Annotated in this window: 18 protein-coding genes; 4 read left to right on the forward strand and 14 right to left on the reverse strand. The window is 42.7% G+C overall.

The genetic code is table 11. The annotated features are described in order from the left end of the window. Positions 1-82: 82 nt before the first annotated feature. From J7I42_RS04785 to J7I42_RS04805, 5 genes are all read right to left on the reverse strand, one after another. Positions 83-1543 (reverse strand): glycoside hydrolase family 30 protein, encoded by a 1461-nt coding sequence (locus J7I42_RS04785; RefSeq protein WP_209137629.1) that lies wholly within the window; start codon positions 1541-1543, stop codon positions 83-85. Between the two features lie 20 nt (positions 1544-1563). Next, on the reverse strand, positions 1564-3024 hold the full coding sequence (locus J7I42_RS04790) for a glycoside hydrolase family 30 protein (RefSeq protein WP_209137630.1): 1461 nt from the start codon (positions 3022-3024) through the stop codon (positions 1564-1566). 53 nt (positions 3025-3077) lie between these two features. After that, positions 3078-4595, reverse strand: a complete 1518-nt coding sequence (locus J7I42_RS04795; protein ID WP_209137631.1) for a RagB/SusD family nutrient uptake outer membrane protein — start codon at positions 4593-4595, stop codon at positions 3078-3080. 25 nt (positions 4596-4620) lie between these two features. Further along, positions 4621-7764, reverse strand: a complete 3144-nt coding sequence (locus tag J7I42_RS04800; RefSeq protein WP_209137632.1) for a SusC/RagA family TonB-linked outer membrane protein — start codon at positions 7762-7764, stop codon at positions 4621-4623. A 200-nt stretch (positions 7765-7964) separates the two neighbouring features. Continuing rightward, entirely contained in the window at positions 7965-9707 is a 1743-nt protein-coding gene (locus J7I42_RS04805) for a cellulase family glycosylhydrolase (protein WP_209137633.1), read from the reverse strand. Positions 9708-9945: 238 nt separating this feature from the next. On the opposite strand from J7I42_RS04805, the gene J7I42_RS04810 reads away from it, so the two are divergent. After that, positions 9946-12900, forward strand: a complete 2955-nt coding sequence (locus tag J7I42_RS04810) for a triple tyrosine motif-containing protein (RefSeq protein ID WP_209137634.1) — start codon at positions 9946-9948, stop codon at positions 12898-12900. Between the two features lie 39 nt (positions 12901-12939). Here the strand turns inward: J7I42_RS04810 and J7I42_RS04815 are convergent, their stop codons facing one another. From J7I42_RS04815 to J7I42_RS04840, 6 genes are all read right to left on the reverse strand, one after another. Beyond that, a complete protein-coding gene (locus J7I42_RS04815; protein ID WP_209137635.1) occupies positions 12940-14484 on the reverse strand; it encodes a RagB/SusD family nutrient uptake outer membrane protein in 1545 nt (514 codons plus the stop codon). Between the two features lie 20 nt (positions 14485-14504). Continuing rightward, positions 14505-17633, reverse strand: a complete 3129-nt coding sequence (locus J7I42_RS04820) for a SusC/RagA family TonB-linked outer membrane protein (protein WP_209137636.1) — start codon at positions 17631-17633, stop codon at positions 14505-14507. 282 nt (positions 17634-17915) lie between these two features. After that, the gene (locus tag J7I42_RS04825; protein WP_209137637.1) at positions 17916-18479 is read right to left on the reverse strand and encodes a GNAT family N-acetyltransferase; all 564 of its coding nucleotides are present in this window, start codon (positions 18477-18479) and stop codon (positions 17916-17918) included. A gap of 16 nt (positions 18480-18495) precedes the next feature. Beyond that, a complete protein-coding gene (locus tag J7I42_RS04830) occupies positions 18496-18855 on the reverse strand; it encodes a DUF7674 family protein (RefSeq protein WP_209137638.1) in 360 nt (119 codons plus the stop codon). A gap of 83 nt (positions 18856-18938) precedes the next feature. Further along, positions 18939-20297 carry a porin gene (locus J7I42_RS04835; protein ID WP_209137639.1) on the reverse strand — a complete coding sequence of 453 codons (1359 nt, stop codon included), beginning with the start codon at positions 20295-20297 and terminating at the stop codon, positions 18939-18941. A gap of 17 nt (positions 20298-20314) precedes the next feature. After that, entirely contained in the window at positions 20315-20755 is a 441-nt protein-coding gene (locus J7I42_RS04840; RefSeq protein ID WP_209137640.1) for a hypothetical protein, read from the reverse strand. Between the two features lie 351 nt (positions 20756-21106). Here J7I42_RS04840 and J7I42_RS35290 point away from each other — a divergent pair, with 351 nt between their 5' ends. Beyond that, positions 21107-21235 carry a hypothetical protein gene (locus J7I42_RS35290; protein WP_262898099.1) on the forward strand — a complete coding sequence of 43 codons (129 nt, stop codon included), beginning with the start codon at positions 21107-21109 and terminating at the stop codon, positions 21233-21235. 25 nt (positions 21236-21260) lie between these two features. Here the strand turns inward: J7I42_RS35290 and J7I42_RS04845 are convergent, their stop codons facing one another. Then, positions 21261-22067, reverse strand: coding sequence for a polysaccharide deacetylase family protein (locus tag J7I42_RS04845; RefSeq protein WP_209137641.1), 807 nt, complete (start codon positions 22065-22067; stop codon positions 21261-21263). 104 nt (positions 22068-22171) lie between these two features. Here J7I42_RS04845 and J7I42_RS04850 point away from each other — a divergent pair, with 104 nt between their 5' ends. Next, positions 22172-22690, forward strand: coding sequence for a 3'-5' exoribonuclease domain-containing protein (locus J7I42_RS04850; RefSeq protein WP_209137642.1), 519 nt, complete (start codon positions 22172-22174; stop codon positions 22688-22690). 686 nt (positions 22691-23376) lie between these two features. Here the strand turns inward: J7I42_RS04850 and J7I42_RS04855 are convergent. Together J7I42_RS04855 and J7I42_RS04860 are read right to left on the reverse strand one after the other, a co-directional pair. After that, complete coding sequence (locus tag J7I42_RS04855; RefSeq protein WP_209137643.1) at positions 23377-24351, reverse strand: hypothetical protein; 975 nt, start codon at positions 24349-24351, stop codon at positions 23377-23379. Between the two features lie 11 nt (positions 24352-24362). Further along, complete coding sequence (locus J7I42_RS04860; protein WP_209137644.1) at positions 24363-25316, reverse strand: hypothetical protein; 954 nt, start codon at positions 25314-25316, stop codon at positions 24363-24365. A gap of 158 nt (positions 25317-25474) precedes the next feature. Between J7I42_RS04860 and J7I42_RS04865 the strand changes: the two genes are divergently transcribed. Then, positions 25475-26251, forward strand: coding sequence for a patatin-like phospholipase family protein (locus J7I42_RS04865; protein WP_209137645.1), 777 nt, complete (start codon positions 25475-25477; stop codon positions 26249-26251). The last annotated feature ends 219 nt before the right edge of the window (positions 26252-26470 follow it).

A 26470-nucleotide genomic window follows, 5' to 3' on the forward strand; every position in this document is an offset into this window, starting at 1 on the left:
TTCCAAAGAACGTATCTACAAAACGCGAGTCCCGCAAAGGCGGGACTCTTGTATTTGTATTTACTGTATAGAAAAAAAGTTATTACTCTATCACTAATGTTGTAATTGAATGTGGCAAACTGGTCGCGTCTGCGGCATTACCCTGTAACCATAATTTGTATGCTACTTCATCGTTCGACAGGTTCAAAACTACCACCACCATTTTACCATCTGGATTTATAAATGCAGTTGTAGTCAGTTTATCGCGGCTGCTGGCAGTGCCTATTCTACGGGCCCCGGCTTTTACAAACTTCGAGAAGTGTCCCAGGTAATAATAAGCATTCGTGTAGATCAACTTGCCCGCCTTGGTATCGGCATGTACTGGCGCAAAACAAAAGTTGCCAACGTGGTTAGGACCACCGGTTTCATCAAGCAAAACATTCCAGTCTGTCCAGGCACAGGTACCACTGTTAAAATCATTCACCATAGAGAACCCATATCGCTCACCAATTGACCAGGATTCTATACGGCCCAGATCAAACTTCTCTACACAGCCTTCGGTAAAAACCAGGTTCTTGTCGGGAAATGATTCATGCACTCTTCTCAGGTTGTCAAATTGCATGGCGCTGCCGGTCCAGGTTTCGTACCAGTGAAAACCAAGTCCCCAAACATATTTAGCAGCTGCAGGATCATTCAAAATAGTAGTGGCACGCTGGAATAACAGATCGCGGTTGTGGTCCCAGGCAATCAGCTTTTTACTGCTCAGTCCCTGTTGTTGCAGGGTGGGCCCTAAATACTTCTTTATAAAATCTCTCTCTTCCTCGGCTGAAAAAATGCACGACTCCCATCTTTGTTTTGCCATCGGTTCGTTTTGAACCGTAAGGCCCCATACGGGAATGCCTTTGCTTTCGTAGGTTTTAATATACTTTACGTAGTAGTTGGCCCAGCTTTGCTTGAACTCTTCTTTCAACTTACCGCCATGCAACATGTCGTTATTGTCTTTCATCCAGGCTGGTGGGCTCCAGGGACTAATGAATAATGGCAGCGTACCGCCAGCTGCTGCCATGGCCCGTTTTATCATAGGAATGCGAAACTTTTCATCGTGGGCTATATTAAATGATTTAAGCGCGGCATCATTGTCGGCCACATAGGTGTAGGTGTCGCTCGAAAAATCGCAACTGTTCATATTCGTTCTTATGAGAGAATACCCAATTCCTTTCTCCGGGTTATAATAAGCATTTATTAACTCTTCCTGGGCAGCTGCGGGTAATTTGGCTAATGTTTCGGCACTGGCATCGGTAATAGCGCCACCTATACCTGTAATGGTTTGAAACTTTTTTGCATCGTCAATAAACACGCAAGGTTGTGTTTCCAATGGCTGGCCAAATGGGGCAAGGGTCAGGGTGGCAGTTTTAGAAAGCCGGTAATCGGTCTTCTCTGCCGTGGTATAAACCGTAATAGTTTTATAGGATGGTTTCGGATAAGCCTTGGTGGCTGTTTTCTGAGCCTGGACGTTAAAAACGGGGGTAAGGAAAATTAAAAACGGGACAGAAAATTTATTCATCTTTATATCAATTTTACAGTTTACCATACATATGTTCCTACGGCGCCGCCATTCAGACTGGAGGTTACCATTTTGCCATTGAATTTTATATTGAAGGACTCTGTATTGGTTCCCTTGTTCAACGCTATCAAAACCTTTTTGCCTTCCGGAGTTTTAAACGCTACTGTTACTATAGGACCAGCGTCTTTTGAACCTATTCTTACCGAACCGGGACGAACAAATTTGGATGCATGCGCGATAATATAATAGGATACATTCCTTGAAACGGTTGTACTGATTGTCAATGCGCCTAAACAAGTGGTGCAGCCGCCGGGTGTATGTGGGTTATAGGCGGGGTCTGCCGCCAGATTCCATTCCAATACATTCCGGCTCCAGTTACGGGTAGCACCAATGATCAGGTTCTCAACATGCCATTTCAGATCACCGGGAAAATTACCAGGGCCGCCTACCCATTGTTCTGTGAAATAAACGTCTTTATCGGGATGCGCATCATGCACTTGGGTAAGCGCGGTAATGCTGCCGCCATACAAATGAAATGCAGAGCCATTTACATAAGGTTTTGCAGCTGCATCGTTCAAAACAGTGAGCGGGTAATCGGGCCGGTCGGCATTATGATCGTATGCAATGATCTTGGTATTGATGCCTGCAGCAACAAATGCAGGCCCCAAATTATTTTTGATGAACGTCGCCTGCTCAGTGGCCTGCATTACCATGCTCGGATTGTTGCCACCATGCAAGGGTTCATTTTGTGGCGTAATGGCATCAATAGGAATGCCTTCTGCTTTCATTGCCTGTATGTACTTCACAAAGTAATTGGCATAAGCTGTATAATATTCCGGCTTCAGGCTACCACCCATAAAACTGCCGTTGGTCTTCATCCATACCGGAGCCGACCAGGGTGACCCTAAGATCTTAATGGAAGGATTTAATGCAACGATCTTTTTCAGAATGGGTAACAGGTCCTGCTTTTCTTTATCAATGCTGAAATTCGTAAGGTTGATATCCGTTTGCCCCGCAGGCATATCATCATAAGTAAAAGTGGAAGCACTGAGATCGGAGGCACCAATACTAATACGTAGATAACTAACTCCGATATTGGTACTATCCCACAAAAAAAGCTCCTTTAATAATGGGTCAAGGGTAGCAGCGGGCAAAGAATTCAGGAGGGAGGCGCTTCCTCCTGTCAATGTATACCCAAAACCATCGATGGATTGAAATATTTGTGTGGTATCTATTTCTATGGTATTGGCTGCGCTACCAGTAGTAGAAAATATCAGCCGTACGTTCTGCCTGTTAAATAATACATCGCGATCGCCACTTGTCAGGTAGAAAAGCATATCGCTTGCAACCGGAGGATCGGGCGTTGGCGGTGGATTTTCTTTCACATTACTTTTCTTACAGTTGCCGCCCAGCATCATACAAAACAACAATACAACAGGGTTGAACATAATTTTAGGGTATTTTCTATTAAATGATACCATAGGACAAGTTTTGAATTCCGTGCCACGGTTTGGAACCGTGGCACGGATCCTTGCTAGTTATAAAGAGGGTTTTGTTGAATTTTCGTTCCCTGGGTTTCCCTGAAAGGGATGGGGAATATTTCGTGTTTCCCTTTTACAAATCCTCTGCTTCCTAAAACAGTAGGCGCATCACCCCATCTTACCAGGTCGAACCAGCGATGTCCTTCACCAGCGAGTTCAGCCCGGCGTTCGTTTTTAATAGCGTCCAGGGTTGCTACTATTGCTGGCAGTCCAACCCGTGCCCTTACTGCATTGAGCAATGCCTCTGCCCTGGGGCCAGTGCCACCCAATGCTTCTGCTTCCATTAAATAGGTATCGGCCAAACGGATAATGTAAGTATTCTGGCGATAGTTCAAGTCAGTGGCACCGCCACCTTTTGAAACATCTACTTTCCGGGGCAGGAACTTATTCAGGAAGTAACCGGAGTTCATGTAGCCGGCAATGTATTTTATTTTACCTGCCGTTTGCAACACATTCAGGTCAAGTAACGTTGCGTCTTTTCGGGGATCATTTTTTATGAAATCATAAAAATTCTGGGTAAACACCATAAAGCTCCAACCCGATGGAAGGTCTGGCGCCGAAGCATCTAATCTTTCATAGCTTCTTGGTCCTACCATTACATTCGCTGTATTTCCTTCATCCTTGCCACTACCCCAAAAGCCCCAATCTGAGTTACCAGCGGCACTGTGTGTTTCTTCCAGAATAGACTCACTGTTAAACTTGTTTGAAGGCGCCCATAGATCACTGAAATTGGAAAGCAGTTTATACCCAAATGTACTGGTACCGCCGGGTGTGGGGCCATTTACTTCGGCCAGTTGCTGTGCAGCCAGGGTGTTCTTTTTTTCATAGAGATATACTTTTCCCAATAGTGCCTTAGCTGCTCCTTTAGTTAAACGTCCAGCTTCGGTGTTCTTATCAGGAAGGGTTGCCGGCAATACTGCAATTGCTTCGTTAAGATCTTTCTCTATTTGCGTATATACGTCTTCAGATTTTGCCTGTTCTACATCATAAAGATTGTCGGTATTTAAAGGCTCCAGGACCAATGGAACGTTTTTAAACATACGCACCAGATTGAAATAATAAAATGCCCGTAACGCTTTTGATTCTGCGCTAAATCTTGCCTTTAAATTATCGTCCATCGGAACTTTGTCAATCTTTTGCAACAGCACATTGGCCCTGAAAATACCCTGATAAGGATCATTCCAGTAGCTGGCTGCCATTAAATTGGCCGTCATGGTATAATTGGAGAAGGCCTGCAATTGGGTACCGTCGGTTGCGCCGCCACCACCAGCAACATGATCATCTGATCCTGAATTCATAAGGGCAAGCATATTTTCAAAGCCGCCTGAATTTTTTCTCAGGGGATCATATACAGAAACCAGCGCAGCATACGCCTGGTCCTTGTCTTTATAATAATTATCGGTGAGAAACTGGCCCTTAGGTTCCAAGGTGACAAAGCTTTTTTTACACGCGCCTAAGGCATTGATAACAATTGCCGCTATAAGTAAGTAGTTTATTTTTATAGATCGCATAACCTGTAATTAGTTGGGTGAATAATTAAAATTGCAGCTGAACACCACCAATAAATGAACGGGCCTGTGGATAAACGCCTCTATCAACGCCCAACACAGTACCGCCTATTTCAGGATCATAGCCTGTATATCCAGTAATGGTGAACAGGTTCTCTGCTGTTAAATAAACCCGCAATCTGCTAGCAGTGATCTTTTTAACCAGTCTTTCTGGCAAAGTATAACCGAGTTGAACCAACTTAAACCTGAGGTAATCTCCTTTTTCCAGGTAGAAACTTGACATTTTAGTAAAGTTGCCATTGGCATCATTGGTTGTCAACCTTGGGAAAGAACTCGTAGAACCTTCACCGGTCCAACGACCCAATACTTTTGTTTGATAATTGGCTGTGCCAATATCAAGCCTGCGAAGTCCCTGAAATATTTTGTTGCCTCCCGCGCCCTGAAAGAACATCATCAAATCAAAAGCTTTGTAACTGGCATTTGCGGTAAACCCATAAGTGTATTTAGGAATGCTGGTACCAAGGAAGGTCTTATCAAGATTATCATCGGTGATCTTGCCATCACCGCTGATGTCTACCCATTTGAAATCACCCGGCTTCGCATTGGGTTGTATTAGATCACCGTTCTTATTTTTATAGGCATCGATCTCAGCCTGGTTTTGGAAAATACCTGCCGATTGAAAACCAAAGAAGGTATTATATGGCTGGCCCACCTGTATACGGGTTATAGCGCCCATGGTCTGAAAACTGGCATCACCTGTAGCAAAATCAGCATCCCGCTGTAAATAAGTCACTTTATTTTTCAGATAAGAAAAATTGGTATTTAGGCCCAGGTTGAAATCGCCAAATTTTTTACGATATCCCAACTCAATATCGATACCACGGTTTTCCATATCAGCCAAATTGGCTACCGGTGAGTTTGATACCCCTACATAGCCGGGGATCACAATCTCACGTAAGATACCACTGGTTTTTTTGAGGAAGTAATCTACATTCAACGTAAGCGACTTGATCAACTGCATCTCAAAACCAATATTGGTTTGAGCGGTTTGCTCCCAATGCAGGTTTTTATTATCGAGCGATAACGGGGCATATCCGGTAGTAATATTATCTCCCGTACCGAGCGTATAGTTATAACCACCGCTTACAATAGACACATACCCAAAGTTGCTGATGGCGTCATTAGCTACCACACCATAGCCGCCTCTGATCTTCAACCGGTCCACCACATTATTAGTTGGCCAGAACTCTTCATTAGAAGCATTCCAACCTACCGAGAAAGACGGGAATGTACCATACTTTTTATTTGGTCCAAATCTGGAGGAAGCATCCCTTCTTATTATACCAGTGAACAAATACTTTTCATCATAGTCATAGGTCACCCGGCCAAAATATGAATATAATTTGTGCTGAATAAAGTCGTCGGATGTAGAGATCCTGTTTGCCTGTTGAATATCAAAGTGAAATGAAGCGTCTTTGTAACTGGTGATTGGTAAATTGAATAAGGTTACACTTGAGTTACCGCCTATATTTTCTACGTAAGCGCCCTGACCCAGTAACACAGTGAAATTATGCTTATCTACCCTGTTGTTATACGTTACTGTATTCTCAATATTCCAGTTAAGGGCGTTGTTATTGGATTTATTATAACTGTTCTGTGAGGTCTTTGACGTTGCACTCATGTAATACAAAGGCGTGAAAGCCTCATTCCCCCAATAAGATAACTTGCCACCCAGTGTTGATCTTACTTTAATATGATTGCCCAGCGCTGCTTCGAGGTAGGCATTACCCACAAAATCATCTGACCAGCCAAATTGGCCCAGCTTGGTTTGAATGTATGCAGCAGGGTTCGTCATTTCCTGGCCAACAATGCTTGAGATGCCATATGGATTTCCATTGGCATCCCTCATTACCGGGTTGTTACTGTATGGATTATTGTTAGCAATGGCCGGATCAGTAATTACCAATGGGGTTACGGGATCCAGGTTGATGGCTGAGGACAACGGTCCGCCAAATTCACTGTTGGTATTGCCCAGGCCAACACTTTTTTGATGTGAATACCCTAAGTTTTCACCAAAGGTTAGGAAACTCATCAATTTATGTGTTGAGTTGATCCGCAGATTTTTCCGGGTATAATTTGAGATCGGTCCCGCAACGATACCTTCCTGGTCCTGGTAACCGAATGATACATAAAAAGTAGATCTGTCGGTTCCACCGCTCATACTTAATTCATGCGAAAAGCGGTTGGCATGATCATTAAATATGGCATCCTGCCAATCGGTACCGGTTCCCAGTGAGTTGGGATCGGCATAGACTTTTGCGCCACCACCGTTAACTGCTTTTTCGTTTATGATAGTAGCATACTGGCTGGCATTCAGCAGGTCCAGTTTTTTGGCCGCTCGTGACGTGCCGTAAAATCCGTTGTAGTTGATTGTTAACTTACCGTTTTTACCTTTTTTGGTAGTGATCAGAATTACGCCTGAAGCCGCCCGGGTCCCATAAATGGCAGCAGAAGCAGCATCTTTCAATACTTCTATTGATTCAATGTCGCTTTGGTTCACGTAGCCAATACCGCCCTGGTCAACTACTACGCCATCAACTACCCACAGTGGATTGTTACCGGCATCAGGAGGGCTGTTACGGGGATTATTAAAGGTAGTAACCCCACGCACCCTGATAGTAGAGGCAGAACCAGGCTGACCATTGTTTTGCATAATGGATACACCAGACACCCTTCCCTGCAGGGCCTGTTCTATCCTGTTACTGGGAACATCCTCCAGCTCTTTGGCTTTTATCTGAGAGATGGCGCCCGTAACCACTTTTTTACTTTGGGTACCATATCCAATTACCACTACTTCATCGAGGCTCAGTGCCCCTACATCTTCCAGTTGTACTGTAATGGCCCCGCTTTCGGGAATGGATACCTCCTTATTGTTCATGCCAACATAAGAAACTACCAATAAAACTTTTCGGTTGGGAACATGAATGGAGAAGTTACCTCCAACATCGGTTGTAGTAGCCATATTGGACCCCTTAATAGCTACTGTTGCCCCCATCAGGGGCTCTCCGGTTTTAGCATTTATCTTACCGGTCACTAAAATATCCTGTGCCAGCACAGGCAGGAAGACAGCCTGTAATACTAGCACTGCAATGACAAAGCGCAGAATTTTCATATGCAAGTCAGTTGTTAGTTAATAATGAACAAATCGAAAATCTAAAGTAGGCCGTTGACGACCCCTGGCCTAAAAAGGCACCCCATCTATACCCCATCAATGGAGGGGGTATGCGCCCGGGATGCGGTTTTTTGCCCCCTCTTTACCACATCATCCTTCAGCTCCACTCAGGATTGTTTCGATACCATTCATTAAACTTATTATTTCACTTCTGTGAATTGCATATCACCTAAACTCATATCGCCGGCATCAATATAAATGCGTAGGTTATTCGGTCCTTTTTTTAATTCAATATCCTTTATTTCGAGTGCCTGCCAACCGGCTGCTTTTGGGAAAGCTATCTCTTTAGTACCCTTGTTATTTATCCGAACAGATAATTTGGCATCTGCTTTCACCGGATTACAATTCAATTTAATAAGGTAATGTCCGGTCTTCGCCACCTCAAAGGTGTATTGAAGCCATTCACCTGCCTCTGTATGGTTCACGTAATAACTATTTGTTGTAGGGTCTGCAGATATATCTACCCCATCATTCCGGTAAGTGCGGCCCTGGTTCCCCCCTCTATTACCGTTTGAAACATGGTAGTCGGCCGTATCCTTGTCAAAATAGGCAACCCCATTTCTACCCAGGTCATAATCAACTGCTTTTATAATTGCACCGCTTTTGATCACATTTGCTTTGAAGGGAATTGTCGTTTGTGAAAATGGCTGCCTGAACAAGGCGTCCAATACATCGCGTTTGATGGTTGTATTTTCCAGTTTTAAAGCTGTAGCCAGTTGCATTACACCATTATAGGCTTCAGCTGCGGTGGGACGGGGTCCCTTGTTTGACCAGAAAGCCAGTATTTTGTCGTAGTCTTTGTTTGAATGCACCTGCATGGGATTGTTATTTCCCAGTTTTTTCAGCGGCCACCATGCCCAGCCAATGTTATTTGCCTCCAGTAACTGTACGGCTTCGGTAAACCAAACATTTGAATTTTCGCCGGTTTCGCCCAGCCATACCGGCACATTATACTTATCTCTTGTATCCAGTATGTGTTGAATGCTGCCGGTGGTATTAAAGTTCCAGTATTTGTGAAAACTCAGCACCATATTATTATCCCAGGTGGGCAGTATACCATTATAATTATTACCCCAGCCATTGCCTTCGATAATAATAAGGTGGTTTTTGTCTATTTCACGAATAGCGTTGGTTATATCTATCATCAACTGTTTCAATGGTGCGTTGCCGGTTTCCTTCAGACCATTCTTATCATTCGCCAGGTCCTGAAAGCCCCAGTTCGGTTCATTCAAAATATCGTAACCGCCAATAAAGGGTTCGTTGGCATAGCGTTCCGCCAGTTTTTTCCACAGGGCGATCGTTTTCCGGCGATTGGCTTCACTATCCCAAAGCGAAGGTTTTGATGGGTCGCGGTCGGAAATATTCAGATCATTCCCCTGACCACCTGGCGCCGCATGCAGGTCAAGAATGAGGTACATCTGATTGGCCTTGCACCAGGTGAGCAGGCTGTCGGTAATGCGAAAGCCTTTGTCGAGCCAGGTTTGTTTGCCGGGTTCAGGTTCTTCGTCAATGGGCAAGGTATACAGGTTGAAATGCATGGGCAATCGAACTGAATTGAAACCCCAGGCCTTCATAGAATCTATGTCAATTCGGCGGGTGTGGTTTGCCAGCCACGTATCGTAGAAAGCCTGAGTGCTGTCTTCGCCAATCAGGTTGTCAATGCGCGCTTTTATTGAATGTTGCATGCCCTGACCGTTTACCTGAAGCATATATCCTTCCTGCAACATCCAGCCACCCAAACCAACACCACGCAGTAAAACATTTTGCCCTTTCCCGTTCACGATCTGTTTACCGCTGGCGTGTAGAAAACCCTGGGCCCTGGTTTGCGAGCATGCCATTATAATAAGGAGTAAAATCAAAGATGTAAGTCTAAGATGTGCCATAAGGATTGTTTTGACTTTTGAGTTACCTGTCAGCAGGTACGGTCGGTTTATGGCTAAATTATAATTCTACTTAGTAAATCTTCGTTTTGGCACCACATCATTACCACATCAAAAAGTATTTAAGTTGCTAAAACACAACTACTTTACCACTTCAACGCCACATCTACCCCCTTTTTTGTATTAAGCATTTACTTACCTTAGTATCCTAACGTATTCATAGCCCTCAATTGCTGTCACGATGAGAAAGTTACTGCTTGCCATATCCTGCTTTCATTTTTTTATTGGGTATACCCAAAATACCATTGGCCTGCCTGAGATCATTAACTATCCCAAACAGAGCTACAATGCCGGTACCCAAAACTGGAAAATTGCCCAAGATAAAAGGGGGATCATGTACGCGGCTAATGATGAAGGCCTGTTAAGTTTCGATGGAAGTTTCTGGAAGAAATATACTTTACCGGGTGGCAAAGGGGTTCGCTCACTGGCAGTTGGAAATGATGGACGCATTTATATCGGCTCACAGGGAGAGATCGGATATTTCGAACCCGGAAAAGATGGCAGGCTTCAATACAGATCGATGAACGACCTTATTCCAGAAAATGAAAAAGATTTTACCGATATCTGGGATGTAGTGCCGGTTGGAAATGAAGTCTTTTTCCGTTCATACCGGAAGATCTTTCAGCTACAGAATGATAAGATCACGGTTTTTGGCAACCCTGCCTGGACCTTTCTGGGCTTTCATCAAAACAAACTGATCAGCAAAGCCTGGCAAAAAGGACTGCTGCAATTTCAAAACGGCACCTGGGTGCCTTTTTCCAAATCAAACTTTTTTCCAGAGAAGGCCGAGATCACCGCTATTGTTCCACTGGAAGGTGATAGCTCATTATTGCTGACCAAACATCATGGGTCCTATATTTTGCAGGGCGACGACATCATACCATTTGAAACCCCTGATCTGCGGTTGATCAATGAGAAGAACCCTTACAGCGCCGCCGTTATCAATCAAAACCAGATAGCCATTGTCACCAATCTCGCCGGCTGTTTTATCATCAATAATAAAGGAGAACTGATCCAGCGGCTTTCCAACCTCGATGGATTGCAAAGCAATAACATCCTCAGCGTTTTTGTTGATGGCAAGAAAAACATCTGGCTGGGGCTCGACAATGGCATCGACTTCATCGCCTATAACAATGCCATAAAACATATTTATCCCGATTACCAGGAACACAGCTCAGGAAAGGCAGCGGTCATTTTCAGGAATAATCTATACATAGGTACTTCAAACGGGGTGTATGCAGCCTCCCTTGCCGATCAAAAAGACATGGGTTTCATTAAAAGTAAATTTGAGTTGATCCCAGGCCCTAAAGGCCAGGTATGGAACCTGTGCGAATTAAACGGCCAGTTGGTGATGGGCCATAATGATGGCTTCTTTGTTATTGAGAACAAAACTTCTAGAAAGATAGACAGCAGTTCAGGCTTCTGGACCTTTTTACCATTAAGCAATGTTACGCCCTCACCAATAGTAATGGCGGGCACCTATAACGGGTTGAACTTTTATAATTTCGCAAATGGCAAATTCACCAACCACGAAGTGCATTCCCATTTTGAATCGGCCCGTTTTGTGGCAGTGGATAATGACATTGCCTGGGCAGCCCATCCTTATAAAGGTTTATATAAGATAACACTTAATAGCACCGATAAAAAACCGCCTGTCGAGGTTTATAAAGACACCAAAGGCATTTTATCCAGCAACAACAACCATATCTTTAAAATAAAAAGCCGCGTTGTACTTACCAATGATAAAGGAATTTTTGAGTACAATGGCAGGACCGGTGACTTTGAACCTTCCACATTCCTGCAAAATATATTACCCAAAGTACCCATCCGGTATTTGCACGAAGATAATAATGGCAATATCTGGTTTGTTCACGATCGTCACCTGGGCGTTGCAGACCTGAGTGGCAGGCAACCTCAGATCATTTATTTCCCCGAACTGGATAATAAGATCACCGGCAACGGGCTCGAATATGTTTATCCCTACGATAACAACAATATTTTCATTGCTGCTGAAGAGGGCTTCTATTTAATAAATTTCGATCAGTATAAACAATTCAGGGAAGAAATCCCTATTCAGATCAGTGATGTGCGAATCGTAAACAAACGAGACAGTACCATTTTTGGTGGTTATTTTTTTAAGGAAAGCGAACAACAACATTTACTGAATGAAGTAGTTCCTAAAATAGATTATGCCTGGAACTCCATTCATTTTGATTATTCATCGCCCTTGTATGGCAAGCAATCGAGCATTGAGTTTGCTTATTACCTCGAAGATTTTGATAATGGCTGGTCGGTCTGGACAAAGAAAAACGAAAAAGATTATACCTATCTCTCACCTGGCACATACACCTTCAAGGTTAAAGCAAGAACACATAAGGGTCGGGAATCTATCGTTGCATCGTACCGGTTCACCATATTAGCGCCCTGGTACCGCACGCCCTGGGCTAAAATTATCTATACGTTGCTGGCCATTGTATTTGTGTACGCCCTTTATAAATGGCAGAAGAAAAAATTTATTGTTCAACAACAGCGGCATGATGAAGAACGAAAACGCATGGCGTACCTGCATCAGTTGGAAATAGAAAAACATCAGGAAGAACAAAAGCAATTGACATATTTACACCAGCTGGAACTGGAGCGGAACGAAAAAGAAATTATCCGCTTACAAAATGAAAAACTGCAATCGGAAATACAAGTGAAGAATACAGAGCTGGCTTCCACCACCTTTAACCTCGTGCAGAAGGGAGAGATGTTGATGAAGGTTAAAGAAGAATTTGTGCGCATGAAGAAATCGAGCGAAATAGATAAGGAGACCGATGACTATAAAAAGATCCTGCGCATGCTGGGTGATGATAAAATGAAAAAGAACTGGGAACAATTTGCGATGCACTTCGATAAGGTACATAGCAACTTCCTGGTATCCTTAAAAAGCATATATCCTTACCTCACCGCCAGCGATCTGAAGTTATGTGCTTATTTACGACTGAACCTTACCAGCAAGGAAATAGCGCAGATCATGAACATTACTATTAAAGGGGTTGAACTGGGTCGTCACCGGTTACGGAAAAAACTAGGCATTCAACCGGAAGTAAACCTTGTTAATTTTCTGCTGAATTTTCACACGGAAATAGATTAATAAAAGGAAAAATCCCGCTGTGAGGCGGGATTTTTCCTTTTATTGCCAACCAGGTGTTTGTTTAAAATTCGTGTTCCCGTAAGTGATGGCCACATCCATCTCCGATTGCGGTACAGGCCACAAGGTATCGCGTAAGGGGAATGTTCTGACAGCCCCGCTTGGGTCTTTCACCGTTGGAATTATGACCCGATCCAGCTTCCATCGTTTCAGGTCAAAATATCGCTGACCTTCAAATGCTAATTCAATCCTTCTTTCATGGCGAATACGATCACGCATTTGACTTTGTGATAAGCCGGCCGGCAGCGGCGGCATGTTTACACTGGGACGTGTACGAATTGCATTAATTGCATTGTATACTGAGGCATCGGGTCCACTCACCTCATTTTGTGCTTCAGCATACATCAACAATACTTCAGCATAGCGTAAGTACACCCAATCCTGATCACTTTGTGTGCCGATCACTGTGGCACGCGTAGAATCCACTCCTTTTTTATTTAGAAAGCCTGATGAGGCTCCGATTTGAGCAGGAACAAATGGAATACCGCCCTTATAAAATACTCCGGGCGTTAATATAGTAGCCAGCAATCGCGGGTCCCGGTTATTATAGGGTGCATTCTTATCATATAAAAGAGAAGAGGTAATTGGTAAACCATCAATGCATTCATAGTCATCAACCAGAGATCTCAATGGTTGAAAACTTGCGCTGTAGGTATACAAATAATCAGCTGGACTATAAGCATTGGGCACCTGATATCGGCCAGATAACAAGATCTCAGGATTGTTGATCTGTGAAGATTTCAAAAACAAACCCCGGTACCCGCCATTATACAGGCTGAACTTATTACTGTTGATAATCGTTTTTGACGCGGTTGCCGCCATTTGCCAGTTACCCTGTGCTAAATATACTTTTGCCAGGTATCCCAGGGCAGTGCTCTTTACCACATGGCCAGTGTAGAGAATATCGGGTAAATTATTAACGGCTGTGGTGAGATCGCTTATTACTGAATCCATCACCTGCGCTTTCGGCGTCCTTCCTAACTGGTAACTTTCAGGATCAGCTGTTGCATTGCCTATAGGTCGTGAATAATATACTACATCGCCATATAACTGGGCCAGCAAAAAATAGTAGTATGCCCGCATAAAACGGACTTCACCAATATACTGGTTCATGGCTGCAGGTTGCAATGGTACATTTCCTATATTGGCCAGAAAAACGTTACAAGCCTGTATTGCTTTGTAGGCAGTGTTGTAAGCATCTGATTGTATGGTGCCAGTTGTGGCTTCTATTGCCCCATTGGCAACGTTTGAAAAGGCGCTGCTATAGGCATTATCAGTAAGTGTTTCCCAATAAGGTGTACCCGAACCCCAACCCTGCCCCGTATTGTTTGCATTCGTGTAATTATATCCCTGTATTAGATAGCTGTAAATAGCAGTAAGCGCAATATCTGCATCAGCTTGTGTTTTCCAGAAATTTTCACTGGGGATCTGGTCTGTAGGGTTTCGTACTAAAAAATCTTTTTTACAACTTACTGTAAGCATTAATACTCCTAAAAGTATAGTGTTATATCGAATGAAGTAGTTCATTTACGGCAATTTTTAAATTTTTAAAAAACAGCTTTTACGCCAAAAGAAAAAACCTGGTTTTGTGGATGCACTACGTATCGTGTATTGCTGCTGCTCGGCACTCTTTCTGGATCCAGGCCTTTAAATTTGGTAAAGGTTGCCAGGTTGTCGCCGGAAACAAACACGCGCAAACTGCTCATAGCTGCCTTTTTTGTAAGGTTAGCCGGTAACATATATCCCAGCTGAAGGTTCTTGATGCGTAAAAACGAACCGTCCTTTAAATAAAAAGTAGATGCAGTACCAATATTGCTGTTGGCATTGCCCTGACCGGTAATATAGATCAACGGCATAGTGGTACTTGGGTTGGCAGGCGTCCAGGCATTTAACCAGTCTGAGGATGGCGGCGAACCCTGGTTAAAGGGTTGTACGCCCCAGCCATTGGCATATATTTTCTGTCCTTGCGAACCGTAAAGAAAAATGGTCATATCGAAGTTCTTCCAGGAAGCACTGGCATTGAAGGAGTATTCGAATTTTGGAAATACGCCAGGAACAATTGCCCGGTCCTTTGCATCTATAACATTGTCTTCAATAACATCTTCAAACTTTAAATACCCTGGTTTGGGACTGAACTGTTGTTTGGGCGATTTGGCTACTTCGTCATCGCTTTGAAAAATACCGGCATATTTATACATATAAAAGCTGCCATAAGGTTGTCCTTCAATATTAATAGTGTTATTACCAGTATTGATCTGCGGCGCACCATATTTAACCAGCGTATTTTTATTAGCCTGTATGGTACCGCCCACCGAGTAATTCAAATCACCCACCTTGCCTGAATATTGCGCGGATGCTTCAATGCCCGTGTTCCGCATTTGCCCGTTATTGAGGGTAGGTGCGGTAAGTCCTACGTACGCAGGGATGGCTGGTTGTGCTAATATATCGTATGTAAATTTGTTGTACCAGTCAACGGTAACATTCAATGATCTGAATACTGTTACATCCAGGCCAACATCCACCACGCGTGTGTTTTCCCAATGAATATTTCTATCTGTTAACGCATTCAATTCAGCACCGGCATTCAAAGAATTACCCGAAAAGGAATAAGCATATTGAATATTGTTGTTATAAGCATTCAGGTTTGAATACACCAGTTGATAAGGATAATTTGAGATATTCTGATTACCTAACCGCCCCCAGGATCCACGCAGCTTTAATGTATTCAGCCAAGATATTCCTTCCATGAATTTTTCGTGGCTCATCACCCAGCCGGCGGAGAAGGAGGGGAACAAAGCCCATTTATTTTCCGGTGGAAAGCGGGAAGAGGCATCGTAACGGGCGTTGGCTTCGAACAAATATTTGCCATTATAATCATAATTCAGGCGGCCATAGTAAGAACGCAACGACCATTCCGAGGAAGTGCCTGAAGCCAATTGCGAACCAGTTGGACCGGCATTCAATTCTTCCAACGTATTGGTTGAATAGGGAGTATTGCGGCTGCCCGACAGTACCTGGGTTTTATTATATTCGGCCTGGGTTCCGGCCAACGCTTTGAAATTATGATTGCCGATCTCCTTACTGTAGGTCAACTGCGTATAACCAACCGGGTAAATATAATTATTGTCTGTAACTACCATGCCCTGTCCGTTTACATCGAGGGTACGTTCTGGCGCGTCATTGGGGCCAGCAAACCAATTGTATTGATTAATAACAGGTTTAAAGTCGTTTGTTTTTTGATAATCGAAGTTAAAGCCACCGCTGGTCCGCCATTCCAATCCTTTCAACAGGCGGATATTTATGTACAGGTTATTCTGAAAATAATAATCGCTGTTGTTCACCAATGCGTTTTCAGCAATAGCAACCGGATTTTTGTTAGGTGTTTGCACACTGGGATACACTGAATTCACATACCGGCCACTGCCATCTGGCAATTTGGGCCCATACATAGGTGACTGCGATAAAGCTGATAAGAACTGGTCCTGACTGCCTCGGGATGGATACACTCTTCTTCCGTAGTTGAAGGTCATACTTCCACCAACCGTAGCCCAGTCGTTTATTTTTGAATTGAGGTTGAACTGCAGATTATACTTTTTATAAGAGAACCCGATCATGATATCAGGCTGATCCACGTACCCCAGTCCAATATTATAAGTGGTGCCATTGCGGCCACCCGTCATTCCTATATGATGCGTTTGCGTGGTCACAGTTCGCATCACGATATCGAGCCAGTTTACGTTAGGATACAGATCTGGATTCGATGGATTCTTATACGCATCAATCTGTGCCTGGCTAAACCGGTTGGGGTAACCGGAATTGATAGCGGCCTCATTCCAAAGCTCCATGTAGGTGGCGGAATTATAGATCAGGTTATCGGGCAGTGATGTAGGTTTGGTAATACCGACATTAAGGTCATAACTCAACTGAAACTTTCCATTACTACCTTGCTTGGTAGTAACCAGGATTACGCCATTGGCGGCCCTGGTTCCATAAATGGCAGCTGATGCAGCATCTTTTAACAAGGTAATGGATTCAATATTCTGAGGATCCAGGTTCGTAAGGCTTCCAGGCAAACCGTCTACAATGATCAGGGGGCTGCTACCTGCAGAACTGTTTGTTCCCAATCCCCGTATGCGTAATACAAAATTCTCATTCCCTGCTTCACCTGATGCCTGGGTTAAAGAAAGACCAGGCAATTTCCCCTGTAATAATTGAGTGGGGTCGGTAGCAACCCGTTTGTTTAATTCGGCACTGCCCACTGTAGCAATGGCGCCGGTAAGGTCTTTCTTCTTTTGGGTGCCATATCCAACCACCACTACGTCGTCGAGCCTGCCACCGGTTGACTCCATAGTAACATCAATTTGTCTGCGCTGCCCAACCGTTTCTTCCGCCCCTTTATAACCTGTAAAAGAAAATACCAGCACTGCCTCAGGGCCAGACACAGAGATTGTATACCTGCCCCTGTTATCAGCAACTACCGACTTGTCAGAACCCTTTACACTTACCACGGCACCTTCCAGCAAAGTGCCCTTATCGTCTTTTACAGTACCACTTACCGCCAACGATTGTGCATAGGCTGAACCGGAAAATGAACAGTGAAAAAATGTAAAACATAGAAGAAGTGAAAAAATAAAACGGCCGGAGGGTTTCACACCGCAATCAAATTTTTTTTTCATAAAGGCAATAATTGGCCACGGCCGCTTCCTGCTAAAGAAAGTGCCGGCGTTAATTAATAAGGTGATTCAAAAATTGATCATGTAAGGTTTGTACAATAAAGCTACCGCCGATTTAAACCGTTGTTTTTTGGGGAATTGTCATTTTAGTAAACAATATTATCATTCTAAAATGCAGGCAGGTGATAGCAAGCAGCAAGATAAATAGAGAGGAGTTTAAATACAGGCCAGGACTTTGTTTTTAGTGATGGAACTTCGGTCTGCCTGGCCTGGCCTGACATATATCTATCCGTGACTCACTGCCATATTGGGGTCGAATAACATGGCTGTACATAAGCAGTTTTTACAGCCCTTACTTTGCAATATGCCATAATTCACACAGCTTTTACAACCCTGCCAGAACTCTTCATCATGCGGAAGCTCCTCATAAATAACCGGCTCAAAACCCAGGCGGGAATTTAATTTCATAATGGCCATACCGGTGGTTATGCTGAAGATCTTTGCCTGGGGAAACTTGTGTCGCGACAGGTTAAATATTTTTTCTTTTATAAACGAGGCCACCCCTTTTTCACGCCAGGCTGGACTTACAATTAGTCCTGAGTTGGATACGAACGCTCCATTACTCCAAATCTCTAAATAGGAAAAGCCAACCCATTCTCCATTGGCGGCCACTGCTATCACCGCATTCCCCTGCAGCATTTTTTCCTGAATATATTCGGTTGTTCGTTTAGAGATCCCAGTGCCTCTTATTTTGGCGGATGATTCCATTTCATGGATAATGGCAAGGGCATATTGAGCGTCATTGGAATTGGCTATTCGAACAATGACCTCATAACTATCTGGTTCCATTTTATTAGTTTTTTAATTAGCAATTACAGGCTGAAACCTGTTTTATATAAACAGTATTCAGCGAGTCAGGAATATAAGATTGTAGTATAATTCTTTCAACGCGGTCTTCTGGCATCAGCGAGGTAAACGAATAGATAAAAATATTTTCAATGCACATGCGTACTATCTTATCTCCCTCACGGTATAGTTTCTCTGCCAGTTTAAAACACTTTTTTGCCAATGGCAGGTGATGTTTTTGTACGGCGGTCTTTGTATACTCGGTAAAATCATGAATGGTTTTGTATACACTCACTGACAAATGAATGGGGCAGGTACTGTTTTCCAATGAGGGCAATTCCTCATTTAACAGGGCTGGAACTTCATATTGAGAGATCATATTTTAATTTTTTCAGGTGATTTAATAAGGCCCTCTTCAAGAATGAAAAGGGCCTGTCTAAACAACGGAAAATGGTGCAAAAATTATAAGCGGAATAACAAGGCAAAAATGATCCGGTCTTCAGATTTTACCAGGTCGGGCCGCCAGTCATCCGGTAATGGAGTAGTAGTATACCCATTGGGTGATGTAACACCACCTTTACCCGCAAAATATGGTACGTTGGCATGCCGGTGAACATACTCTACGCGGAAGAGCAGGCTCTGATTAGGCATAAAGTCCAAATTGGTTGAACAATCCCACGCTTTGAACTGGTCGCCAGGATTGGCGCTGAAGGGATATTTTCCTTCGGTTTGCGTAGGATTGTTTGGGTCGGGTAATGGGCTGGCCTGACCTGTAGGGTACAGTACGAGGTAACGGCCAGGGTTATTCATAATGCCGCCGCCTATGGTCCAGGCGAGTTTGTTTTGGGCGAACCAAATACGGTTATAGATCATGGAACTCATAAAGTATTGAGCAGGGCCCTTTTTATCATTGCTTTTGAACCCATTTACGCCATCGCCTTTTTCAAAGCCAATATCACCGGTAAGGGAAAGGGCCATTCTGCTAATACCTTTGGATTTTGGATTATTATAGTATCTTAATAACAAGCTATTGTCTGAATGAAATCTTTTTCTACCGGGAAGGCCACCCGCATCGGCCCCGTAGTAATCATTGGTAAGTATCTTGAAATTGCTGGTAGGGTTCCAGGTAATATTGGCACCCAACCCAGGTTGCTTATTGAACCGGCCATAACTTTGCCAGCCATTGATAAGCCAGGGTTCAATTTTGAGGTGCTTTGTAGGAAATATCTGCAAACGGATCCCATTAAAGAACCAGGGGGTATTATCAGACGTATAGGAAGCCTGGTACTCCCAGTTCTCTACCTGGTAATATGAATTCAGGCCTATGTACGACATGAACAAACCAGCATCTACATTAATACCATACCATTTATTAAAATGGTAACCTACGTATGCTTCACTCAAATAGCGATATACATTGGCCAATTGATATTGCCCCCTGTATGGGCTAACATCGTTTCTGGGCACTACAATAGATCTTGTTCCAAACTGCATCATTAATCTTGCTCTTGCATTTTGATAAGTAAAGTCACCACCTACACTTAAATGCGAAAGTTGTACTTCATTATTGCGGGCAAGGGCGGTGGACCCTACCACTGTATTATCGATTGGTTTATTGAACGAATGCGTATAATTCACATCTACCATAACACTGGGCACAAAGTATACGCCGTGAAAAACGGATGAATCGCGCCGGTCGCTCCCATTCTGCCAGTTGGTCTCAATATCACTGAACGGAATTTTGGGACTTGTTGAATCCTGCGCCGTAAGGTGAGTTGTAATGCCCTGTACCAGCAGGCCCACCATTACTAATTTTTTCATTCTGTAAATTTTAGTCATTAGAAATTATTATAGGAAGTTGTACGATCACTCGTTGGGTTGTTAACTGCTACAAGTGTTTGAAGGAACAGGTATTTCAGCTTGTACATTTTAGCATATTCATCGTATGACATCAATTGCCTGTCTGAATTAAAATAAGCATCCAATGCATAGTGAAACGCAGTGCTGGCCGGGTAAGCTTTCTTTAAATTTTCAATTGTCAGTGGAATGATGGGGCTGTCTGCAGCAGTACTGAAAAAATACAGGTTGGCTCTGTACATTCCTTTGCCGCCCACCGGCACTACGTTCTTGTTTTGATAATATAAATAAAACGCCGTGGTGTCTACTACCTGGAATTGCTCCTTATGATAGACCCTGTTGTGTTGAGCGGATGCGGACAAATGACCCAATGTAGCCATCGCAACCAATGATGCGGGTAATAATAACCGGTAAGTTTTCATAATCATGTAGTTTTTGTACTTCATACAGCAGCTTCTCTGGGGAGCTCAGGGTGCCAAAAACATACCGGTTGAAGAGGAACTAAAAGCGTAAATTAGTAGAACACAAGCCAGGCACGCGTTTGAGAAAAATTGTTGCACTAAACGCAAACTACAGGAGCAGAAAATATTATATCATTTTAAAAAAGACCCTTCCAAAATGAAAGGGTCCTTTTTAAATACAATTTCGATCATCGGTTTCAGCATGACATAAACAGGTTTATATCAATTAATTACAACTAAAGGGCTTTATGTAAGAAAGAGGTATCTCATTTGATATGCAATAGCATAAAAAATTTAAAGGAGATCGTATCTATGGAACCCACACCCGATAAAAAAGCGGAGCTCATAAAAAGAAATGCGTTTATTGTTTCTATTATCACTGCCATTATAGCCATTGGTATATTGGGGCTTGTATTGATAAGCAGGATAACCAATGGATAATAAACAGCTCAGAAAAAGAGACTGATCATGGTCTCTTTTTCTGATTATCTCTGACGAACGAAGCCACATCCACCATTGGCGCTATCCAAATGTCTTTTTCATGTTGTTTAAGATAGTGCAGTAACTGGCTGTGAGCAGACAGGGAAACATTCAAATCATGCCCGCCACCTACGCCATGAAAGATGATCACCAGCAGTCCTTGTTTTGCCTGGGCTTCCTTCACCCATTCTATCATGGATTCGCCGGAGTTATTCACCGCCCCATAACCGGGCAGGTTATATAAATCAATCTTATCAATAGCAGGAATAGTGCCTACCACGCCGCGGGCGCCCGTAAAATCATTTCGTAAAGAATCGATATAGGCGGTATCATGTACTTTATTATCGCCACACGGAAAGGCAAAGGTGCGGTTGGTTTTGCCATCAATGGCCGACAATACAGCATTCATGGCCTTTATTTCATTGGTGATACGGCGCATGGAGTAATTGTTGAGGTCGTAATCGGCAGTTACAAACTCTCGTCCGGCCCGGCCACCTTCACAGGGATGGAACAGGGTATGGTTACCCAGTTCATGCCCATTGGCTGCAGCCTTACGCCAGGCCGGTAGCTGCGATTGCAGGCGCCCCTGGTAATTGGCTATATAAAAAGTGCCTTTCAGGCCCAGGGAATCCAATGCTGGAAGCACGTTGACAATATCTATATCCAATCCATCGTCATAAGTTAATACCACGGCACATTTCTTTCCTTTCCAGGGCTGGTTGTTCTGTGCGGCGGTTATTGTTGTCAGGCAGGTGAACAGCAAAAGAGCAGCAATCGTTTTTAAACAGGTCATGGGTGTTGATTTATGATATAGCAAATTAACGAAACAGGCAATTAGTAATATGGCTCAATTTTTATTATTTTGGCGGCGAATAGAAGATTAAAACAAATGATCATATGGCCTACATAATGGTAGATGTTGAAACGGATGGCCCCATACCTGGTGATTACTCCATGATCTCCTTTGGCGCAGTGCTGGTTGATGAACAACTGGATAAAACTTTTTACGGGCAATTAAAACCCATCTCCGATAAATTCATACCGGAAGCCCTGGCTGTTTCCGGGTTTACCAGGGAGGAAACATTGTTATTTGATGATCCCCAAACCGTAATGGTGAACTTTGCTGCCTGGATCAAAAATGTGGCTAAAGACCGGCCAGTTTTTATTAGTGACAATAACGGTTTCGACTGGATGTTTATCTGTTGGTATTTTCATCATTTTACGCAGGCCAATCCGTTTGGCTTTAGTTCGCAGAACCTGGGCAGTTTGTATAAGGGACTGGTAAAAGACACCTTTCAGAACTTCAAACACCTGCGTAAAACAAAACATACGCATCACCCGGTTGATGATGCCAAAGGAAATGCAGAAGCGCTGTTGACGTTGAAGAGTAAGTATGGATTGAAGATTAAGTTTTAGGGGATTATTTGGAGATGGCTTTGATGTTTCTCCGGAATTCACTCTGTAAATGTTTTAATTGATCAATTAGCTCATCAAAAGACATGGTATCTCCATAGATCATTTGTTCCTGCATAAGTTTATAATCCTGTCTATAAACATCAAGTACCTCAGTGGGAGGAATGAATGATAAAGAGGTCCGTTCCAGGCTTTGATAATTTACCCACGAAATTCTATGATACCACTGCCTGTGCTTTATTAAATAATCATAAAGATTGAAGTCATTGCAAAGACCGGCATATTAAAGCAACAAATGTCACCTTTTTTCAAATAAAAGTGACATTTAAAGCGTGGCTCTACATCAGGAAATCAATTCTAATAATTTGATTAGCAGCTTCAAAAGGCATAAATAGTTAAAGAAGTTAGCCTTCATAGAAAATAAGCTGCTTCTACCATCGCGGCCATATCACATCACTCTATATTAAAAAGAAAACTCTAAACTTTTAAATCATGAGAAATTGGTGGATAAAATTCGGCTGCTTTTTAATTGGCTATAATTATGCGATTGTAAAAAGTTCAAGCGAAGTTTCTTCAAAAGCGGTAAAGAAATACACATCAGCAATGTTAATTGTGTGTATTCTTTGGTTTTATGTTTACTCAACGCTATCTACACGGAAATAAATTGGGTTCTATCGCCGGCCGGTTATTTACTTTGGATCCATGATATAGTAGCTCAATTCTTTTGTAGCCGTCTCGCGTCTTCCATTCACATCAATATATTCAATTTTTATCGGCACAGAATGTTTTCCCGGCTTTCCATTTGCGATAAACGCATGTACCGCTACCTTTTTGTTATTTAATCGCTGAGAAATTCCATCAATAGTAATGCGCGGACGCATCATATCATCGAATTTCCCTACGCCCGCTGTAACTTCTACTGTATCTCCTGACTTTACACAACTACTGCTTAATGAACCAATTACCCAAAGTTTTACATACCCGCAAAAATTATATGCTACCTTCGAATTGCAATAATTAATGAGAAAATCTTCAGTCAGCACCACATCCGATTCTATTTTATTTAACATGGCTAAAGCCAACAAAGGGGAGCTATTGGCAAATTTATTTTTCACCCACTCTTTAGAATTTTGGTTATCGTTAAGCCTCACTGAAATATATTGATGTGATAATAAAGGAACATGTTTATGAAATCCAATGCTATCATTCTTTAAAACAGCCATCATAAATTGATTGCTTATAAACTCGTCCGAATTAAACACAGTGCTTAGACTATCAATAAATGAGGCCAGCTTTTTAAACAATTCATCACCTTTTCCACTATTCTCCAGTAAATCCCGAACAATGTTGTTGTCGCTTTTGGTAAAACTATCTGAACGTATTATTAGCGCTTCTTTAAGCTCTTCAATACACAATTTTGTTTGGTTGACTTGCCGGGATACCACTTCAGCCCTGGGCAACCAAACAAGCGCCATGTCTTGTGTTGGAGGGTCCTTAAGTTTTTCTCTCATTGATTCGTACCCTAATCTATTCTTATCACTAATTGCATCGTTGGCTTTTTCAAAACCCGCACTGATCTCTTTCAGCTGACTTTCATTTTCCTGTTGCCGGCAGGCAGCCAGTAATAAAACTGCAACCGCAAGGGGTAGGAGGTTTCTGTTCATTGTTAAAGGGATTAATTTTCAGCGATTATATATTCCAGGCTCTTTGTTACAGTCTCTTTTGTTCCATCTGGTTTTATAAATTCGATTGTCACCGGCATATGATGCTTTCCTGATTTGCCCGTTGGTTTAAAACTGTATTGGGCCATAGCGTCATCACTTAAGGGCACCCGATTACCATTTATGGTTATAATTGGGTCCGCAGCCGAACTTAACTCACCTAATCCCGCTGACACCTGTATTGATTGCCCTGGTTTTATATAACTACTGCTTAAGATGATAACTGCCGAATATTTAAATTTTAATAAATTACACCCGTTTGAAATTTGGCTTATGCAATACGTAATTAATGCATTCTCCATTGCTAACACATCGCTCTCTATTTTATTCAACATGATCATACCCATTAATGCAGAGGTTTTACCGAAACTTTTCTCTAACCAATTCTTTTTGTATTCTCTTTTCTTGTCCTCAGGTAAGCTATCCCGGTATGTTGGCAATAAGGGAATTGTTTTTAAAAGATCTTGCATATAGGGGCGAGCCATCCTATTATCCGAAATGAATAAAGCCTGAATGCTGTCTTTGAATGCAATTAGTTTATTCACCAATTGCCCGCCAATTCCTTCAGGGTTGTGCAATTGCTTTGTCACCTCAACATAGTCAATTTTTAAACGATCCGACTTCTTTATTAACTCGTCTTTTATAATATTTATAAAGTGCCTGATGCTATCGGAATATCTTCCTATTTGGATTGCCCTAGGCTCCCATACCGCTGCATACACCCCAGTACTAAGCTCTTTTTTCTTTTCCATAAATTCATAATAAACCCTATTATTCGCCTCCTGCATAACCCCATTCGCATACTCCAAACTCTGGTTAATCGCCTTTAGCTGCTCAGGATTCTCCTCCGGCCGGCAGCTAACCAGCAGTCCAAAAAAGATGGCAGGGATAATAAGGGTCTTCTTCATAGTAATAAGCATTATTCCCAGCTAACGGAAATAACCCCGTTATATTTCTTTCAGCAAGGGAATAAAAAGCAGTGAAATGTTAAAAATAATCCCAGGGGGTGGGCTTGCATTTCCTGATAAAAGCATCTACATTGTATGCCTGAAAATTCACATAATAAATGGTAAAAACAGGTGTTGTTTTAAGCGGGGGCGGTGTTAGAGGATTCGCTCATTTAGGTTTGTTACAGGTGCTGGAAGAATTACAAATTCAACCCTATGCCATTTCCGGCGTAAGCGCCGGCGCCATTGTGGGAGCGCTTTACGCAGCCGGCCATTCCCCCCAAAAAATCCGTGACCTGCTTAAAAAGAACTCCTACTTCGGCTGGTCGAGCTTTTTACTGAATAAAGACGGCCTTTTTTCCATGAAAGTGCTACGAAAGGTTTTACAAACCCTCATTCCCGATAACTCCTTTGAAAGCCTGAACAAAAAGTTGTACATCACCGCTACCGATTTTGCCAACAACAAAGCAGTTACGTTCTCAAAGGGCAAACTCATTGAAACAGTTATTGCCTCCGCCTCGGTGCCGGTTATTTTTGAACCAGTGAAAATTGATGATCATGTACTGGTTGACGGTGGCCTGTTAAACAACTTTCCGGTTGAACCGCTCGAAACAAACTGCGACGTTCTTATTGGCTGTTATGTAAACAATATTCCCAAAGGTCTCGGTAATGGTAAACGTATTGGTAAAATGAACATGATTGAAAAGTGCTTTCACATGGCCATTGCTCCCGTTGTTTACAGTAAGACTGACCGACTCGATCTCTTCCTGGAACCCGACCTGCATGAATTTGGGATGTTCGATGTAAATAAGGCCGACCAGATCTATGAAGCTGGCTACAACGCTGCGCTAAAACAGAAAACCAAACTTTTAAGCCTCCTACAACAAAACCCTTAGCCGCCCCTACAGCCTTTATTCCTTCAGATAATATTTTCGATCATTTTTCATAGCTCTAATATTGACCGTGGTCAATAAACTAACGGTTATATGATAGAATCACCGCTATACCGCTATTTCAGGATAATTTAGTAGTATAACTAAGTTGCTGTTTTAAAAATTAAGGCTAAATTAAATAAGAGTTATCCGCTACCCCTGGCATTTATCAGTGAATAAAAT

Origin of the sequence: Niastella soli, from assembly GCF_017742245.1 — a bacterium.
Lineage (GTDB): Bacteria > Bacteroidota > Bacteroidia > Chitinophagales > Chitinophagaceae > Niastella > Niastella soli.